Raw genomic sequence first — 17,163 nt, 5'->3', positions numbered from 1 at the left:
GCCTGGCCATGACACCGACCCTCAAACCCATCGAGACGTACCGCGACGACTTCACCTTTAGCAACAGTGCCCAAGCGATCGCACGTTTTCCGTTCCCATTCCCGGAAGACCAGTACATGTACTCGGTCAACATCGAACCGGCCACGCCCCGCGAGCCGGGCTCGGTGTTCGAGCACTGGTTCGACATTGACGAGCACTACCGTTCCGAGATGGCCGAGCGGGCGCGGGTAGTGCAGCAAGACCCGCGCCGCTATCTGGTCATGCCACATATGCAGACGGCTTCCTGGGACGCGCTGCAGATGTTCATGGAACACCTGAGCAATGACTACCCGACGCTGTTCAGCCTCACCCGCACCGGTGACCAATGGCATTGGCAGAACCACGTTCTGGGTATCGATCAGCACTTTACCTTTGGTGATCCCGACACACTGCCCTGCGAACCACTGGAGTTCATTACCCGCCAGGTCCAGGGGGATATCGCCCTGCTCGACCAGCGCGACAACGACCTGTTCATGGATGCGGGCATGGTCACCAGCCCCGCGGACTGGTCACTGGCCTTCGACGCCGGCATGAGTTTCAAGCAATGGCACACCCCAGTGCCTATGGCGCATGAACTGGGCGTGTTTGACCGTGCCTTGAAATACCTGCTGAACATTCAAGTGGACAAGCCGGTACGCCGCTTGAACTGGACGCTGACGATCAATCCGCGCATGGACACCTCGCCGGAAACCTTCCATGAATGGGGCCACGACCGCAGCACCGTCACCGCAGAAAACGCCGGGGCCTTGGTGCACCTGCGGGTCGAGCTGCAATTCATGGCGCGCCTGCCGCGCAGCAACGGGCTGATGTTCAGTATTCGTACCTACCTGATCAGCCTCAACGAACTCGTCACCAACCCCGCCTGGGCCAAACGCCTGCATCGCGTGCTACGCGACTTGCCCGCCCCCATCGCCGACTACAAGGGCATGACCCGCTACCGCCAGCCATTGCTGGAGTGGCTCAGCCAGTTCGACCCACACGCCTGACTCTCTCAACGACCCGTTAGAAGGAAACGATCAATGGCTCATTCATGGCGCATCAGCGCACTGCGCGACCGACACCTGGCCCTGGGCTCCGCGCTCGAAGACTGGAACGGCATGGGCACCGCCTGGACCTATGCCTCGGACCTGGCCGACCATCACGAGGCGATCCGTACCAAGGCTGGCCTGATGGATGTCTCGGGACTGAAGAAAGTCCACTACGTCGGGCCTCACGCCGAAAGCCTGCTCAGCTACGCCACCACTCGGGATATCAGCAAGGTCTACCCGGGCAAGTCGGTGTATGCCTGCATGCTCAACGAAGACGGGAAGTTCGCCGATGACTGCGTGATCTATCGCACAGGCCCTAACGCCTTCATGGTCGTGCACGGGGCAGGCAATGGCCATGAGATGCTGGTTCGCCAGGCGGCGGGGCGCCAGGTCGCCGTGCTGTTCGATGACGACCTCCACGACCTCTCGCTGCAAGGCCCCTTGGCGGTGGACTTCCTTGCCGAACACGTGCCGGGCATTCGCGACCTGCCCTACTTCCACCATGTCCAGACCACACTCTTCGGTCGCCCGGTGATGATATCGCGCACCGGCTACACCGGCGAACGCGGCTATGAGATCTTCTGCAAGGCCGCCGATGCCCCCTTGATCTGGGACACCATTCTGGAGAAAGGCCATCCTCTGGGCATCATCCCCTGTGCGTTCCTCGCCCTGGATTGGCTGCGCACCGAAAGCTACCTGCTGTTCTTCCCCTATGACAATTCCGAGATGTACCCGTTTGCGCAGGAAAAAGCCGGGGACACGCTCTGGGAGCTGGGCCTGGACTTCACCGTCTCGCCAGGCAAGCAGGACTTTCGCGGCGCCCACGAGCACTACCGCCTGCAAGGTCAGGAGCGTTTCAAGATCTTCGGCGTACTGATAGACGCCCCACTCGCCGCCGAACCAGGCGATACCTTATGGCAGGACGGCAAGCAGGTCGGCGTTATCACCTGCCCTATGTACTCACGCCTGACACAACGTTCCCTGGCCATCGCCCGAATGGACACCGCCATCGCCGTGCATGGCACGCCACTGGTGGTCAAAGGCAGCCTGGAAGCCAGCGCCATCGCCCATGAAATGCCGTTCGACGACCCCGAGAAGAAAAAACGTACCGCCAAAGGCTAACCCGACACACGGGGCCGCACCCGCGCGCCCCGTGTGCTGTCACCCATTCCCTCCATCGGATCACCCCGCCATGAACCAGTTCGTCTTGAAAATCAGTTGCCCGGCACGCTCGGGTATCGTCGCCGCCGTCACCACCTTCCTTGCGAACCAACAGTGCTACATCAGCGAACTCTCGCAGTTTGACGACGAAGTCACCTCGCGCTTTTTCATGCGCGCGGTGTTCCGCTTCAACGACGGTTGCGAGCCCGACATCGACCGTGTGCGCAGCGGTTTCGTTGACGTTGCCACGCCACTGGAGATGCAGTGGGAACTGTTTTCCTCCAGCCAGCCGCCCAAAGTGCTGATCATGGTCAGCAAGTTCGACCATTGCCTGGTGGACCTGCTGTACCGCCATCACAAAGGCGAACTCCACATGGAGATCACCGCTGTTGTCTCCAACCACCTCGACCTGCGGCACATGGCCGAACGCGAGGGTATTCGCTTCATCTACCTGCCGGTGAACAAAGACAACAAGGCCCAGCAGGAAGCCGAACTGATGAAAATCGTCGAGGAGACTGGAACCGACCTGGTGGTGCTTGCGCGCTACATGCAAATTCTGTCCGACGACCTTTGCCGCAAGCTGTCTGGCCGCGCAATCAACATCCACCACTCCTTCCTGCCCGGCTTCAAGGGTGCCAAACCCTACCACCAGGCCTACGCACGTGGCGTTAAACTGATCGGCGCCACCGCCCACTACGTGACCAGCGACCTCGACGAGGGCCCGATCATCGAGCAGGAAGTACAGCGTGTTGACCACGCCCACCAGGCCGAGCAGTTGGTGGCAATCGGCCGGGATACCGAGACCATTGCACTCTCCAAAGCACTGAAGTACCACTTGCAGCACCGGGTGTTCATTAACGGCGACAAGACCGTCATCTTCAGCTGAGCCCCACTCGCCAGCCATTGCCACAGACGCGGGCCACCGGCAGAAATGTCGGTGGCTCTTGCGCAGCAGGCGCCCTCACCTGCCCCTTCACGGATACCGCCCTCAGCCCAGCGACGGCAAACTCAGCTCAACCGCGGTCAGCGGTGCGTTTACGACAAAGCCGTTCCACAACTCGCTGAACGTCTGCCCATTGCGCGGATGCCGGCAGGTTGGCGCCAGCTGGGCCAGGGGTTTAAGCACAAAGGCCTGCTCCAGGATCTCTGGCCGTGGCAACTCAAGGTCACCGAACTGTCCAACCTGCTCGCCATACATCAACAGATCAATGTCCAGGCTGACCTGTTCCGGCGTCTGCCGGCAGCGGCCGAAATACGCCTCCAGCGCCTTTGAGCTCAGCAACCAGGGAGGCCAGGGAACGGGTGGTCTGCGCCTGCACGACCATATTGAAAAAGGCCGGTGCTTCTAGCCCGACCGCGCTGCTTTCAAAGACCGGAGAACAACGCAATGGCCCCAGCGACGCCCGCAACGCGATGCACGCCTGACTCAAATGCCATTGCCGGCGCAGGTTGCTACCCAGGCCCAGGTAGATGTCATGGACCTGGATGTCCGTGACCCCGACGGTGCGAATCTGTAGAGCGGTCATAACAACACCCTGAAAAACACCGACCATCAACCGTGATGCAAAGGGGCGACCTGCATCCACAGGTCGCCCCTTTCGCCCACCCTCGAGGCTCAGACCGCGTCGGCGCCAACCTCTGCAGTACGAATCCGGACAACCTGTGACGCCTCGGTGACGAACAGCTTGCCATCCCCGATCTTGCCCGTGCGTGCAGCGTTGATGATGGCCTCCAGCGCTGCCTCGCACAGCGCATCGGTGACAATCGCTTCAAGCTTGATCTTGGGAATCAGGTCGACAACGTATTCAGAGCCCCGATAGATTTCGGAGTGCCCCTTCTGCCGACCGAAGCCCTTGACCTCGGTCACCGTCAACCCTGTCACTCCCACTTCAGCCAAGGCCTCACGTACATCGTCGAGCTTGAAAGGCCTGATGATCGCAGTGATCACTTTCATGAGTGCGCTCCTTAATTCGAGTACTTGTAGCCCACTTCACCGTGAGACGACAGATCCAGACCGTCCACTTCATGTTCTTCGTCGACACGAAGGCCACGGCATAGCACGGCGGCCACCTTGAAGGCGATAAAGCTAGATACCGCCGAGAACAGGATGCTGAACGCCAAGACGCCACCATTGACCAACAACTGATCCAGCACGCCGCGCTCCCCGCTGAAACCCAGCCCGCCAAGAGAGGTCATGGCAAATACCGGGGTCAGCAAACCGCCGACGATACCGCCAACGCCATGCACGCCAAACACATCGAATGCGTCATCCAGCCCCAGGATCGGCTTGAGTTTTTCCACGGCCCACAAGCAGATCGGCGCAACGATCAAACCCAGCAGGATAGACCCCATTGGGCCTACGAAACCGCAGGCCGGGGTGATCGCGACAAGGCCGGCAATAGCCCCGGACAACGCCCCCAGCATGCTCGGCTTGCCACGATGCTTCCACTCGACGAACAACCACGCCAACGCCCCTGCCGCGCTGGCGAGCATGGTGTTGACCATCACCAGCATGGCAAAACCATTGGCCACCAATGCACAACCGCCACAGAAACCCAGCCAGCCCACCCACAGCATCGAGCCACCGGTCATGGTCATGGTCATGTTATGCGGCGCCAGCGCCGAGGTTCCGTAGCCGCGACGGCGCCCCAGCAGGAAGGCGCCGATCAGCGACGCAATGCCGACATTGACGTGCACCACATTACCGCCCGCGAAGTCCTGAACACCCAGGTCGAACACCCAGCCGCCTCCCCAAGCCATATGCGCCATGGGGAGGTAATTGATCGTCAACCAGATGGCCATGAACACCATGACCGCCGAAAATTTCATCCGCTCAGCGAAACCGCCGCAGATGATGGCCGGGGTAATGGCCGCGAACAGCAGCATGAACAAGAAGTACAGCAACTCAGGAATGGTGCCTTGAAGTGAGTCAGGGCCTACGCCCTTGAGAAACAGTTTATCGAGCCCACCAATAACCGCTTGCCATTCGCCACCTGACGTGAACGTCAGGGAATAGCCGTAAATGGCAAATAGCACCGACATCAACGATGCAACTGAAAACACCTGCATCAGAATCGAGAGCACATTCTTGCTACGTGCCAGGCCACCATAGAACAACGCCAAGCCAGGCAAGGTCATCAACAACACCACCAACGCGCACGTCGTCACAAAGGCGGTGTCACCGCTGTTAAGCGCAAGCGGCTGATCCGCCGCCCACGTAGGGAGCGTCACTGACGTGAGCGCAGCGACCGCCGCCAATCGGCCACCTCTGAAAGAACCGTTCATGTGTATTCCTCAACAGTGATGCAGCATTGCTCTCATAAGTGGCGTGCGATCAATCGCCCGCCCCTAGCCTCAGGTTCGTCAACAAAATTTCCCGAAAAGAAAATTTCATTCCCAAAGGTAAAAGCAATCTATCTGCCAAACTGCCTGCCGTTACCTCCAAGGAGGTAACAAAAACCCGCATGGATCGACAGGAACACCGAAGGAATCGAGGTACAGGGATGAGAACGCGCGTAGCGGAAGGTACTCGCCGCTACGCGCTGGTGCATCACGGCTGTGAACAGAACAAAATCGGGCGTTTTGCCCGACCGCGTCAGCGCTTCACCGCCAGCGCGGCCAACAATGCGCCATCACGCCCGTAAATATCCGGAGCGTAGGACACCTTGCCCTGGCGGTCGGCCTGAGCCGTCCAGTAGCTGAGCACAATCGGTACTGGCGTTGCCAGGCGGAACTCATGGGTAAGCCCGGTGCTCAACAGCTGGTCCGTGCGGGCACGCTCGGGCGGGCTCAACAACAGATCGCGCAACTGCAACGCGTGCTCGACCCGCACACAACCCGAGCTGAACGCGCGAGGCCCTTTGTTGAACAGCGCCTGGCTGGGCGTGTCGTGCAGGTACACCGAAAACGGGTTGGGGAAACGAATCGCCATCTGCCCGAGCGGGTTCCTCGGCCCCGCACCCTGACGCAAGAGGATGTTGCCGGGATTCTCCCAATCGATATCCTCCGGCGCCAATGGCTGCCCATCGCTGTCCAGCACCTGAAGGTTCTGCCGGCTCAGGAAGGCCTGATCCCGACGGATTTCCGGGAGCTTGTCTTCACGCAGAATGGTTGGCGGCACCGTCCAGGTCGGGTTCAGGGTGAGGCGCGTTACCTGGGACTTCAGCAGCGGGGTCTGGCGCTCGGCACGGCCCACCTGCGTGCGCGTCTGCCATACCGGTAACCCGTTCTGATAGACGATCAACTGGGCCGCCGCGACATTGACCAACAGGCTGGTAGGCTCCATTTCCTGGGCCAGCCAGCGAAAGCGTTCAAGGTTGATGCGCAACTGCTCGCGCCGCGCCGCCGGGCTGACGTTCAACTCGTTCAAGGTTCCCGGCCCGATCACCCCGTCCGCTTGCAGCGAATGGCTCAGCTGGAAATTTTTCACTGCATTAACCAGCGTGGCACTGTAGTGCGAATCGACGGTAACCGGAAGGCTGCTCAAATAGCCCTCGTTCAACAACCGCTGTGCAAGCTGCGGCACCCGCTCATCCTGCATGTCCGGGCGCAGCAACGGGCCGCTGGCGAGCGACTGCCAGAGGGGCAACGGCTGCTGGCGCTGCTGGGCATACACATGACGCAGGTATTGATACTGCTCCAGGCTCGGGCGGGCCTGGGTAAAGGCCCCGGCAATGTTCTGCAGCCCCGGACCGGCGAGCGCCAGCACCTCGGCCTGTCGGTCGCGTTGTACCTCATTGGCATGCCACAGGGGCTCGAAACGCGCTTGCTGCAAACGACCATAGTGCAGATCCTGTAAAGCCTGCAGGTACTGTTGGCTGATCTGGATATCAGCACACAGCGCGTCGCCCGCCCCATTGCCAGCCGGCAACGCGTAGTTGGCCGGGTCCAGGCCATCGTCGGCCAGGTGCTGCAACTCAGCCTGCAAGGCCGCCACACGCCCGTTGACCGACCACACCGCAAGGCCCTGTTGCTGCTGATAGAAGGCCTGCAGCAGCGCCTGCGTCGGCGTGTCCACGTGCTTGGCCAGGCCCGGGCACGCGACCGCCAATTGGGTGAGCGCTAATTGCAGCGGGCTTTGATTCTCGGCAGGCGCCACTTCGGCAAACGCGACCAATGGCGCAGCGAGCAAGCAAATGCTCAAGTAACATGCGGACTTTTTGAACAACTGCTTTACTCCAATCCATGGCCGTCACGGTTGACGGTCAACCTTTGCAGCAGATACGACAAACAATCGGGCCAGTGTACAAGCTAGGCTGCCGAGGGGGACGACACGATGTCAGGAGTCAAAGTGGCAAGGGAGACTCTTCACACATGCTGACCTTTTTGTGCCGACTTTTTCTGGCAACAGCAACCTTGGGCGTGATCTGCACGCCAACGTTCGCCGCCAACACAAACAACCCTGCTTTGTATGACAGCCTCTCGCAGGCCGCTCCAGAACTCAATCCCCAAGCGCTAAAAGGCGCCCTGAGCGCCATGCAATGTGCCGTCAACAATGGCGCCCGGCAAGCACGGCACCTGGCCGTGATCGACTACTCGCAACCCTCCACGGCACGCCGGCTCTGGATCTTCGACCTGAACAAGAAGACCGTAGTGCTGCGCGACCTGGTCGCCCATGGACAAAAGTCCGGGGAAAATTTCGCCACCCAGTTTTCCAATCGCCTAGGCAGCTACCAGTCCAGCCTAGGGCTGTTCCGCACCCAGGAAAGCTATGAGGGCACCCACGGTTACTCGCTACGCATGGACGGCCTGGAGCCGGGCTTCAACGACCAGGCGCGGGACCGTGCCATCGTGATTCATGCCGCCGACTATGTGAACCCCTTGTGGAGCAAGCGCCAGGGCCGTATCGGCCGCAGCCAGGGCTGCCCGGCTGTTCGACCACAAGTGGCGCGCCAGGTTATCGACAAACTCAAGGGCGGCCAGTTCATGTTCTCCTGGTACCCCGACCAACGCTGGCTGAAATCCTCGGCCTACCTCAACTGCCAACCACGGCAGGTGGCAAGCATCCTGACCGCCAGCGGGGGCTGAAACGCAGCGGCACACTAGCCAGGAATATCGGCGTCCGTCGGCCCATCGACCAGATTGCCGCGCACCTCGATGGCATGGCCGAAGAACAACTCACCGTCCTCATGCCAAAAGGTGAAATCTCCGGCGTCGTCGATCTCGATGGTCAGCAGCTTCATGCGTGACAGGAAGTCCGCAGCAGTGCATTGCGCTTCATCCTCGCCAAGCCAGTGTTCGTTCTTCAGCGGCAACAATTGGCTCAACGCAAAATCGCTGATACGACGATGCCACTGCTGCTGTGCCTGAAACAGGCCCGCCGCCAGCGAGATGACAGCCTGAGGGCTCTCGGGATCGGCGCAACGCAACAGCAGGTTGATCTCTGAACCATTCCAGAGCGCCGTCCCCTCAAACTGATCGGAGCACTTTTCCCGCTCAAGCACGCCAAATTCCGGGGTATCCAACCGCACAGGGATTTGCAGATCGTCTGCAACGCGCTTCAGCTCGGCATCGGCGGCCTGACAAGGCGTAATACTGCGCACCAGGACTGCACCGCTCGCCGTCTCCCCCTGCACATGGAGGGTATGCTGACTGTAGGCACGGACCTGACGCATCCAATGTTCGACTGCACTCTTCTCTACCGGCATCTCACACCGCTGCCGCTGCTGCGTCAGGGTGCCGTCCTGGCTTTTCCAGGCGGCCAGGTAGAACACCAGCGTCCATTGCTCAGCGTTGCCAATACAACCCGCCCCCGAACCAAAGGCATCGACCAGCCCGATAACCGGTTCATCCGTGTTCAACATGCGCGCGTTTCCTTTGTCTGTAGTTGGGGCAAGCTTATTGTCCACGTATCAGTTGCTGTGCGCACGCTTCACTGCCGAGCCATTGCAGATACGCCTGAAGGTGCCATAGGATGCCTCCTTATGAATCGATGCTACTGACGCTGGAAAAACGATGACCGAATTACAAGGATGTGTAGAATTTTCTGGTCTGGAGTGCCGGCCTGTTGGGCCCTCTGACGTAGAAATGATCTGCTCACATCGCCAGGAAATGTTTCTTGAGGCGGGTGGGAACCCTGAAGAACTACGGGTCATGACTCAGCACTTTCGCCCATGGCTGGAGGAGCGGCTCGGTGACGGTCGGTATTACGGATTCAAACTCTTGGATGGCGAACAACCGGTCGCAGCCATTGGCCTGATGAGCATTGATTGGCCTCCCCATCCATCGCACCCAACCCTGGATAAGCGTGGGTACGTGTTGAATGTGTTCGTCCAGCCGGCCTACCGCCGCCGAGGTCTAGCCTCAGCCTTGATGCAAGCTGCTGACGCCGAGTTTGCTCGCCGAGGAATCACCTTCGCTGTACTGCACGCCACCAATACGGGCAAACCAGTCTATGAGCAAATCGGTTGGACTGGAACGTCGGAAATGGCCAAATCCATTACTTGGTAGTGACCGCTTTCGACTGTGGATTCAACCGGTCGATGCAACACATCACCTGATCGGCTGTTTTGTAGGACGACGCAGTCACCGATGTTCCGCTGCCAACATTGATCTGAATTGAGAAGTGATCTCGGAAGATAGCCCAGCAGCTTCGAAAACTGCGCAGGTGAAGCTAACGGGTGCAGGGCCTGGAGCAGTTATGATGCGGTCTGCAACCAAAGCCACTGGACTGCTTCGATAAAGCGTGCACCCCTCATAACCTACGGCATTCTGTTGCAGGAAGTCAGCGCTGTTCGATGTATGAGGAACGGTGTCGAGAAGGCTGGCCCTGGCAAGTGCCAGCGTTCCCCCACAGATACCGGCAATTGTCGCTCCACTTGAACGACTGGCACGAAGAAACTCTCGAATATCAGGTGCTTCTACACGTTCCCAGACCATTCCTCCAATCACGACTACAACGTCCGGTTTCCATTCCAGACATTGTTGCAAACTGCTATCGACAGTTACAGCCAATCCACCCTGCGAGCGAAACTGCCCCGTAACAGAAGCGAAAAACCTGACGTCGATCCCGTAAAACGGAGACGCAGTTCCAGCGATGAAAGCGTATTCCCAATCCGCAAAACCGGGTGTCAGTATCAATCCCACACGTGCCATCAGTCAGAATCCTCCATGAATGCCAGTAACATATGGCGACAACACACATACATCAAGGGCTGCTTTGGGTTGCGGTTTCAACCGCTCGCGAATAACTGCTTTGGATTATGCAACCCCTGCCCAAGCGTCAAACCATTACCTCGAATCAGCGAAGCATGCCATTTCAGTGTCCTGTCGCAGTGCAAGCCTGACGCGCAGGCATTGCTTGAAAAAAAAGCGTCAAGCGATGGCATCATCGGAGTGGATGGTGACAGTGGTCGCCCACGCGGGTTAATCCACCAGCAGATTACCTTGCTGATCAGCGAATTTCTGGTGCAGTCATCTGGCTACAAAGCGGTCGGCCCAGGCGCAGCTCCTGCGCGGTGAGCCTGCAATACCATTTCTGTCAGTGCCCATCATCATGCCGGCACGTGAACCACATCGTCTGTATGGATGAATAATCGAGGCGGTCGCACTTGTACCATGGTGTCTGGGCACACTCTGGCTCAAGGAGATGGCATGACCTCTATTGATCAACTGGAAACCCGCCTGCGCACGCTTGAAGATGTCGAAGTGATTCGCCAGCTCAAGGCGCGCTATCTGGCGTGTTGCGATCTGAAGGATCCGCAGGGCATGCGCGACTGCTTCGCGCCGGGCCCGGTGCTTATCGACTACGGCCGGATCGGTGTGTTCGAAGACCGCGATCAACTCGTGGCGATTTTCCAACAGCTCGGCTGTCATCCACATGTTGTCGAGATGCACCATGGCGTCAACCCGCAGATCGATGTGCTTGATGATACGCACGCCCGTGGCACATGGGGTTTGCATTACCAGATGATCGACACGCAATCGCGGGCTATCACCCAGCTTGGCGCGCACTATGACGACGAGTACCGCAAGATCAACGGTCATTGGAAGATCAGCGCCACGCGCTGCGTGGTGACGTCCACGCTGATCGCCAGCTATGAGCAGACCGAGCCCGGTGTGCGCTTCGCCGGTGTTCAGGCGAGTGCCACAGAAATGGGAGCACCTGCAGATGAGTAACGATCACAGCCAGTTGGTCGCGGTTGTAACAGGCGCGTCGCGTGGTGCCGGCAAAGGCATTGCTCTGGCACTCGGCGCGGCGGGCGCGACGGTGTACGTGACCGGCCGTTCGCAGAACGAGGGCGATGCGTCGTTGCCAGGCACGATCCACGAGACGGCGCGCCAAATCGATGCGTTAGGCGGCAAGGGCATCGCCGTCGCGTGCGATCACGCCGATGATGAGCAGGTGCGCAGCCTCTTCGAGCAGGTCGAGCGAGAGAGCGGGCGGCTCGACATCCTTGTCAATAACGCGACGTTTCTACACGATCAACTGATAAACCCCGGACCGTTCTGGGAGAAGCCGCTCGATCTCGTCAAGATCCTCGACGTCGGTTTACGCTCCGCCTATGTGGTGAGCTGGTACGCGGCTCCGCTGATGGCCAAACGTCGTGGCGGGCTGATCGTATTTACCTCGTCATTTGGCTCGAACTGCTACATGCACGGCGCAGCCTATGGCGCGCAGAAGGCCGGTGTCGACAAATTCGCCAAAGACATGGCCGTGGACTTTCGCCCCTACGATGTCGCGGTGGTGTCCATCTGGATGGGTCCGCTGCGCACGGAGCGCACGACACGTGCATTGCAAGACCACCCGCATCGCTACGAGGAATTTTCGTTCGTCATGGAAAGCCCGGAGTTCACTGGCAGGGTCATTCACGCGCTGTATTGCGACCCTGACCGAATGACGCAGTCCGGGCAGGTCCTGATCGGGGCAGAAGTTGCGGTGAAGTACGGCATTGTCGATCTGAATGGCCAACAGCCTCCGTCCTATCGCGACATGCTGGGCAGTCCAGTGCAGGCTCATCCGGCGATTGTCGAGTAGCGAGGCCGCCGATAGCAGCTTGAGACCGTAAACGTCGGCTCGACGGGATGCGGAAGAGATCGCCGTAGATGTCGATCTTTAGCGAGATCGCGGAACCTTCAAACGACTCAGGGTTCGCCATGCATATTGGCAAGGCAAGCTCCAGGGTGCAGGGGCCACGCTGAATGGCCTCGCCCGGAGGCTATGGCGTCGAGGCATGCTCAGGGACAGGCCGGTGAGGAATAGTCTGTCCGTTGGCAATGGCACTGGCTTCAAGCTTCGCACGCTCCGCGTCCAAAAAAACATACGCGGCTTGCAGGGTGGTGATCTTCGCTTGAATTTCGGCCATCTTGCTGGCGACCAAGGCCGCGCCTTGAGCACAATCGATCGTATTACCCCGCCTGGCCGCGAGGATGTCGCCAATTTCAGCGAGTGAAAACCCTCCGCTCTGGGCACTCTGAATGAATGCCAAATCAACAACGGTCTGATCGCTGTAGCTGCGGTAGTTGTTGGCCTGTCGATGGGCCACGATCAGCCCGAGCTGCTCGTAATAGCGCAATGCATGGCGCCCGAGGCCACTGCGGCGCTCCAACTCCCCAATGTTCACATTAAAAATTCCTTGACTGTAGAGCAGGCTCTACACCTTAGCCTGCGCCAATCATCCAAACAAGGAGTCAGGCATGAGCGTTGAATGCTTCGTCACAGGCAGCAGTGGGTTTGTGGGTCAACATTTACTGGCCCGTCTTACTGCCACAGGGCACAAGACTTGGGTGCTTATGCGCAGTCCTGAAAACACTGAGCGTCTCAGAGAGCAGGTAGGCCGACTGGGCGGTAACCCTGCGTATATCCATGCCGTTGAGGGCGATATCAGCAGTGAGGGGCTTGGGCTCAGCGAGGCAGACAGGCAGCGCGTGTCTTCGGCCGCTGTGGTTTTCCACCTCGCGGCGCAATTTACCTGGGGGCTTACAATGGAGCGCGCCCGCACAATCAATGTGCAAGGGGCCCTGAACGTCGCCAGGATTGCGGCGAGCCAGCGTATCCGATTGCTGATGGTGGGCGGCTTTATGCTGCAGAACCTTACCCACCTTGCCAGTATCGGGGTTGATAATGAGCACCCTGAAAACACACATTGGCCCGCAGTCTACAACCGTGTAGGTGGCTACGAAGGCAGCAAGCTCGAATCCCATTTCGCAGTCATTCGTTACATGCAGGAAGCGGGCGCGGATTACACGATCGTTCATCCTGCTACGGTGTGTGGCCACAGCGAGAGTGGGCACATCCTGGAAGGGCAACCGCTGGCCGAACTCATTCGAAATCTGGCACAAGGCCGGTTCAAAGCTGTCCCCGGTTCCGCCGCGCACTGGTTGCCATTGGTCAGCGTCGATTACCTGGTGACGATGATAACCTGCGTGGCGTTCGACCCTTCGATGGCCAACCGGCAGGTCCTGGCGCTCGATGAGCGCACACCGAACTTGCAGGGGATGCTTCAGCAGGTCGCAATAACGCTGAAGGTCAAGGCACCCCGCCGCCATGTAGCGATAGGGGTGCTCAGGTGGCTTTTGACGATTCCCGGACTGGCAGCCCGACTCGCGATCAGCGCCGAGTCACTGAACTTTATTCAGACGCAGCGCTTCGACATGAGCGATAGCAAGCAACTGGAAAGGAAGTATCAGTTAACACATCCCGACCTGGCGCGAACGTTGGAAAAGACGGTGCGCTATGTCGAGGGTTACCTGCCCAATTGAGCCAACCACGTCAGGCAATCTTCGATGAAGTAGCAAATTCCTTATGCTGTACTGCGCGCGATCGGAGGCGCGCAGATGGCGTTCCTGTAAGGCGTTGTGACGGCCGGCCAGGCGCGCCTCCAGCAACAACAGACTGATGCTAAACGGCGTGACCGTGGCGCTGACCAACCCCAAGGCGATCCTGTTCTTCGCAGCGTTCCTGCCGCAATTCATCCGCTCGGGAAGTGACTCGAACGCACAGTTGAGCATTCTCGTGCTGACCTTCGCGGCCTGCTCGATCGCCTCCCATGCCTTCTATGTGGCCCTGGCCCAGGTGCTGCGGCGCAAGCTCGCCTCGCCGAACCGTGCGCGGTTGATGAACCGGCTGTTCGGCGCCTCGTTCGTGGCGCTGGGGGCGAGCCTGTTTACCGTTCAGGCCAAGGTTGCCTGAGTGACGGTCATCACTGCTTGGTCCGCAAGGGAGGTAGCCATTTTTTGGCTTCAGGCTGAACAACGGCTATTGCTTGTGAACTGTCGATGGTGGATGAGCGCTTTCACCATCGAGGACACTCAATTACCCCAGTAACATGGCACGGGCTGCGCCCGTGTTCTCGGGTAAACCCGCTCCCACAGTGAATGGGCAACGGCTGAGGCCAACACTATCCTGTGGGCGGGCTTCGCCCGTGATGGCATCGGTGTGGTGCCAGTACCTTCGCGGTGTTTGTATCGCAGGCAAGCCTGCTTGTATGAATCCCCCACCGGACTGCAGTCCATCTTGTGGGAGCGGGCTTGCCCGCGATGGTATCGGCGTGGTCTCAGTAAATTCGCGGTGCTTGTATCGCATCCACCGGTTGAATCCGGACCCCAAAGCGGCCCTTCGCGGAGGTCAGCTCTCGGCCAGAAATGGCCATCCTGTCTTGTTCATATCAAGCCCAGCATGAGCAGACATCGCTCAATGGTGCATACAGTGCCCCCTTCGCTCAGCAGATGCTTTAATTCATGCCTGTTGCTTCGTGCTATGGCGGTTGTGCGTGGGGCACCTTCGGGTGCGCCGGGACCTGGAGCCCGGTCTGTCAACCCGCGTACAGCTGCCACCCTTATCGGGTATCAAGGACATTCGCATAAGTTCGTACAATTATGCGTTTGAATACACACTTCAGCCCAATTACCCTCTTGCGCATTGCGCCCAATACAGCGGCCGATTTCAGCAGCCCAGCCCTCGTTCAACAGGTGCTTTAATTCTTGCCTGTTGCTTCGTGCTATGGCGGTTGTGCGTGGGGCACCTTCGGGTGCGCCGGGCTCCTTGATCCCTGGTCTGCTAACCCGCGTACAACTGCCACCCTTGATGGGCATCAAGGACATTCGTGTCAGTTCATCCCCACCTGCGCTTGAATCCACACGTCAACCCCGTTAATCTGCTGCGCGTCGCTGACAATCCAGCGATCGGGTTTGGTAGCCCGGTTGGTAATCAAGGCGCACAAGCGGCCTATCCGAATCAGTTGGCACTTTATCTGCGCCAGCTGGTTCGCGTTATGGCGGCTGTGCGCGGGGCGCCTTCGTGCGCGCTGGGTTCCTTGATTCCCGGTCTACCAACCTGCGTACAGCCGCCACCCATTCGTTTGGTAGCGATACGTGGCGGCTCCAACAATCAAGGAGCGTCACCATGACCAAGATAGTCCCCGATCCCCCACCCACCAACATCCTGAAAACCACCGCCTGCGCCACCTTCGGATCCTGCGAAGACAGCCACGATCCGCTGTTCAGTGTTCGCGCCGGGCTCAACGTCGAAGACGTGCTGATCCACCTCACCATCCTGCTACGTTCCGCCTACGCCACCAACGAACAGGCCTGTCAGGTGGTCGACAGCGAAACCCGGCATCTGCTCTGGTTCACCCGCACGGCCGTTGATATGGCTCAAGGGCTGGCGCAGGCGTTGCTCGGTGGCATGGAGGTCGAGCGCTCAAGGCCGGAAACGCGCTAACGGTATAACGGGCAGCGGCGCTCGCCCTGCCCGCTTTTCAGGCCACGGCAGGTTCTGCGTCCAGGCCTTTCTGCACATACCAGGACAACGGCAGCGTCAGCAACAAGGTGGTGGCCACGATGATCACGGCGAAGGGCACCCCCGTGATATCGCCCAGATGACCAAACACCACTGGCGCCAGCGCGCCGCCACCAATCGTGCCGGTGTAGAACACGGCGAAGGCTTGTTCGCGCTTGCCTGGGCCGGCCAGGTCCGGCACGGTGCCATAGAGCACCGATGACGTACCGTTCAGCACCAACCCCAACAGCGGCAGGGTCGCCATCAGGCCGTAAAACGGCAGGTACACCGCCAAGATGATCAGCGCAGCGGTAGAGAACTCGGTCAACCATACGGTCTTCATCATGCCAATGCGTACGCCCAGGTAGCCGCACAGCAACTTGCCGAATGCCCCACCGACGAACAACATCATCAGCGCCAACCCTATGCCTGCCGTCCCGGCCCCTTTGGCTTGCAGCAGGAACGGCAAGAAGGTGAGGAACCCCATCCGCACCGCGCTGTCCAGCGTGCCGGTCAGGACCAGGGCACGCAACCCGCCGACAGAACCCCGCCCGGCGTTTGCCGCGAAGGCTTTACCCTGAGCCGACGCGGGCTGCGCCTGCGCCGGAATCAGCCACCACAGCAGGCCCGCAGCCATCAGGCCGAGCAGGCCCATCAGGGTGACGCTGGCGCGCCAACTGATCAGCATCAGCAGCAGGCCGACAACGCCCGGCAGCAGCGTTTTACCGATGTCCCCAGCGAAGTTGTACTGCGACAACGCTTGCTTGACGCCCCCGCCCGCCTCGTGAGTGTCCGTAATCAACGAAGACGCCAGTGGGTGTTGAGTGCTCGCACCCAATCCCCCCAGCAACAGCGCCATCAACAGCAGGCTCAACCCACCAGCCTGCCCTGCCAACACATAGGCCAGCCCCGCAAGTGCGGTACCGGCCACCAACAGGCGTGCTCTCCCCCAGCGCCTCGCGGCACGGCTTGCCAATAACTGGAAACCGGCCATCATCCCCGAGTAGGCACCACGCAACAGGCCGATCTGGGCATAGCTCAAGGAAAACTGCGCCTGCCAGATCGGCAACAGCACATAGATAACGTCGGTCAGGCCATCATGGACAGCGTGGGCGCCACAACCCGCAATCAACGAGCGGCGACGCACCGTGGCATTAGTAGATTGCACTACAGGCAAAGACGGTCCTTCGTCGTTGAGCGCATTCATCGTGTAGAAAT

The 17,163-nt window shown here is 59.6% G+C and carries 20 protein-coding genes; 11 read left to right on the top strand and 9 right to left on the bottom strand.

What is annotated here, in order from left to right; all coding sequences use genetic code 11:
- Positions 1-8: 8 nt before the first annotated feature.
- The 3 genes from ACZ9H3_RS02330 (at position 9) to purU (ending at position 3,114) form a co-directional block, all read left to right on the top strand.
- Complete coding sequence (locus ACZ9H3_RS02330) at positions 9-1,025, top strand: heme-dependent oxidative N-demethylase family protein (RefSeq protein ID WP_099774305.1); 1,017 nt, start codon at positions 9-11, stop codon at positions 1,023-1,025.
- Between the two features lie 33 nt (positions 1,026-1,058).
- Positions 1,059-2,189 carry an aminomethyl transferase family protein gene (locus ACZ9H3_RS02325; RefSeq protein WP_065757738.1) on the top strand — a complete coding sequence of 377 codons (1,131 nt, stop codon included), beginning with the start codon at positions 1,059-1,061 and terminating at the stop codon, positions 2,187-2,189.
- Positions 2,190-2,259: 70 nt separating this feature from the next.
- A complete protein-coding gene (purU, locus tag ACZ9H3_RS02320) occupies positions 2,260-3,114 on the top strand; it encodes a formyltetrahydrofolate deformylase (RefSeq protein WP_065757737.1) in 855 nt (284 codons plus the stop codon).
- Between the two features lie 102 nt (positions 3,115-3,216).
- On the opposite strand, the gene ACZ9H3_RS02315 is transcribed toward purU, so the two are convergent.
- The 5 genes from ACZ9H3_RS02315 to ACZ9H3_RS02295 all read right to left on the bottom strand — a co-directional run bounded on the left by ACZ9H3_RS02315 (position 3,217) and on the right by ACZ9H3_RS02295 (position 7,395).
- Entirely contained in the window at positions 3,217-3,510 is a 294-nt protein-coding gene (locus ACZ9H3_RS02315; RefSeq protein WP_476219340.1) for a 2-amino-4-hydroxy-6-hydroxymethyldihydropteridine diphosphokinase, read from the bottom strand.
- Positions 3,434-3,754, bottom strand: coding sequence for a 2-amino-4-hydroxy-6-hydroxymethyldihydropteridine diphosphokinase (locus ACZ9H3_RS02310; protein ID WP_476219338.1), 321 nt, complete (start codon positions 3,752-3,754; stop codon positions 3,434-3,436). Before ACZ9H3_RS02310 ends, ACZ9H3_RS02315 begins: the two co-directional genes overlap by 77 nt.
- Positions 3,755-3,843: 89 nt before the next feature.
- Positions 3,844-4,182, bottom strand: a complete 339-nt coding sequence (locus ACZ9H3_RS02305) for a P-II family nitrogen regulator (RefSeq protein WP_065757735.1) — start codon at positions 4,180-4,182, stop codon at positions 3,844-3,846.
- Between the two features lie 11 nt (positions 4,183-4,193).
- Positions 4,194-5,513: an ammonium transporter gene (locus ACZ9H3_RS02300; RefSeq protein WP_102052069.1), complete on the bottom strand. Its 1,320-nt coding sequence runs from the start codon at positions 5,511-5,513 to the stop codon at positions 4,194-4,196.
- A 310-nt stretch (positions 5,514-5,823) separates the two neighbouring features.
- A complete protein-coding gene (locus ACZ9H3_RS02295) occupies positions 5,824-7,395 on the bottom strand; it encodes a L,D-transpeptidase family protein (RefSeq protein WP_476219335.1) in 1,572 nt (523 codons plus the stop codon).
- Between the two features lie 146 nt (positions 7,396-7,541).
- Between ACZ9H3_RS02295 and ACZ9H3_RS02290 the strand changes: the two genes are divergently transcribed.
- Positions 7,542-8,255 (top strand): murein L,D-transpeptidase catalytic domain family protein, encoded by a 714-nt coding sequence (locus ACZ9H3_RS02290; protein WP_099774303.1) that lies wholly within the window; start codon positions 7,542-7,544, stop codon positions 8,253-8,255.
- A 14-nt stretch (positions 8,256-8,269) separates the two neighbouring features.
- On the opposite strand, the gene ACZ9H3_RS02285 is transcribed toward ACZ9H3_RS02290, so the two are convergent.
- The gene (locus ACZ9H3_RS02285) at positions 8,270-9,031 is read right to left on the bottom strand and encodes a DUF2262 domain-containing protein (protein WP_476219333.1); all 762 of its coding nucleotides are present in this window, start codon (positions 9,029-9,031) and stop codon (positions 8,270-8,272) included.
- A 151-nt stretch (positions 9,032-9,182) separates the two neighbouring features.
- Between ACZ9H3_RS02285 and ACZ9H3_RS02280 the strand changes: the two genes are divergently transcribed.
- On the top strand, positions 9,183-9,677 hold the full coding sequence (locus tag ACZ9H3_RS02280) for a GNAT family N-acetyltransferase (RefSeq protein WP_476219331.1): 495 nt from the start codon (positions 9,183-9,185) through the stop codon (positions 9,675-9,677).
- Positions 9,678-9,752: 75 nt separating this feature from the next.
- Here ACZ9H3_RS02280 and ACZ9H3_RS02275 read toward each other — a convergent pair whose 3' ends face one another.
- The gene (locus tag ACZ9H3_RS02275) at positions 9,753-10,322 is read right to left on the bottom strand and encodes a DJ-1/PfpI family protein (protein WP_476219329.1); all 570 of its coding nucleotides are present in this window, start codon (positions 10,320-10,322) and stop codon (positions 9,753-9,755) included.
- Positions 10,323-10,337: 15 nt separating this feature from the next.
- On the opposite strand from ACZ9H3_RS02275, the gene ACZ9H3_RS02270 reads away from it, so the two are divergent.
- From ACZ9H3_RS02270 to ACZ9H3_RS02260, 3 genes are all read left to right on the top strand, one after another.
- The gene (locus ACZ9H3_RS02270) at positions 10,338-10,688 is read left to right on the top strand and encodes a hypothetical protein (protein WP_476219328.1); all 351 of its coding nucleotides are present in this window, start codon (positions 10,338-10,340) and stop codon (positions 10,686-10,688) included.
- A 132-nt stretch (positions 10,689-10,820) separates the two neighbouring features.
- On the top strand, positions 10,821-11,345 hold the full coding sequence (locus tag ACZ9H3_RS02265) for a nuclear transport factor 2 family protein (protein WP_476219326.1): 525 nt from the start codon (positions 10,821-10,823) through the stop codon (positions 11,343-11,345).
- Complete coding sequence (locus tag ACZ9H3_RS02260) at positions 11,338-12,204, top strand: SDR family NAD(P)-dependent oxidoreductase (RefSeq protein WP_476219325.1); 867 nt, start codon at positions 11,338-11,340, stop codon at positions 12,202-12,204. Before ACZ9H3_RS02265 ends, ACZ9H3_RS02260 begins: the two co-directional genes overlap by 8 nt.
- A 181-nt stretch (positions 12,205-12,385) precedes the next feature.
- Here ACZ9H3_RS02260 and ACZ9H3_RS02255 read toward each other — a convergent pair whose 3' ends face one another.
- The gene (locus ACZ9H3_RS02255) at positions 12,386-12,790 is read right to left on the bottom strand and encodes a MerR family transcriptional regulator (RefSeq protein WP_476219323.1); all 405 of its coding nucleotides are present in this window, start codon (positions 12,788-12,790) and stop codon (positions 12,386-12,388) included.
- Between the two features lie 73 nt (positions 12,791-12,863).
- Between ACZ9H3_RS02255 and ACZ9H3_RS02250 the strand changes: the two genes are divergently transcribed.
- The 3 genes from ACZ9H3_RS02250 to ACZ9H3_RS02240 all read left to right on the top strand — a co-directional run bounded on the left by ACZ9H3_RS02250 (position 12,864) and on the right by ACZ9H3_RS02240 (position 15,888).
- Complete coding sequence (locus ACZ9H3_RS02250; RefSeq protein ID WP_476219321.1) at positions 12,864-13,928, top strand: SDR family oxidoreductase; 1,065 nt, start codon at positions 12,864-12,866, stop codon at positions 13,926-13,928.
- A gap of 133 nt (positions 13,929-14,061) precedes the next feature.
- On the top strand, positions 14,062-14,358 hold the full coding sequence (locus ACZ9H3_RS02245) for a LysE family translocator (RefSeq protein ID WP_281182051.1): 297 nt from the start codon (positions 14,062-14,064) through the stop codon (positions 14,356-14,358).
- Positions 14,359-15,570: 1,212 nt separating this feature from the next.
- Positions 15,571-15,888 (top strand): hypothetical protein, encoded by a 318-nt coding sequence (locus tag ACZ9H3_RS02240; protein WP_476219319.1) that lies wholly within the window; start codon positions 15,571-15,573, stop codon positions 15,886-15,888.
- A 37-nt stretch (positions 15,889-15,925) separates the two neighbouring features.
- Here the strand turns inward: ACZ9H3_RS02240 and ACZ9H3_RS02235 are convergent, their stop codons facing one another.
- Entirely contained in the window at positions 15,926-17,152 is a 1,227-nt protein-coding gene (locus tag ACZ9H3_RS02235) for an MFS transporter (protein ID WP_476219317.1), read from the bottom strand.
- Positions 17,153-17,163: the final 11 nt, after the last annotated feature.

Source organism: Pseudomonas sp. TE3910 (assembly GCF_056279025.1).
The sequence above is the reverse complement of the archived record's forward strand: the minus strand, read 5'-3'. Positions and strand labels throughout refer to the sequence as shown.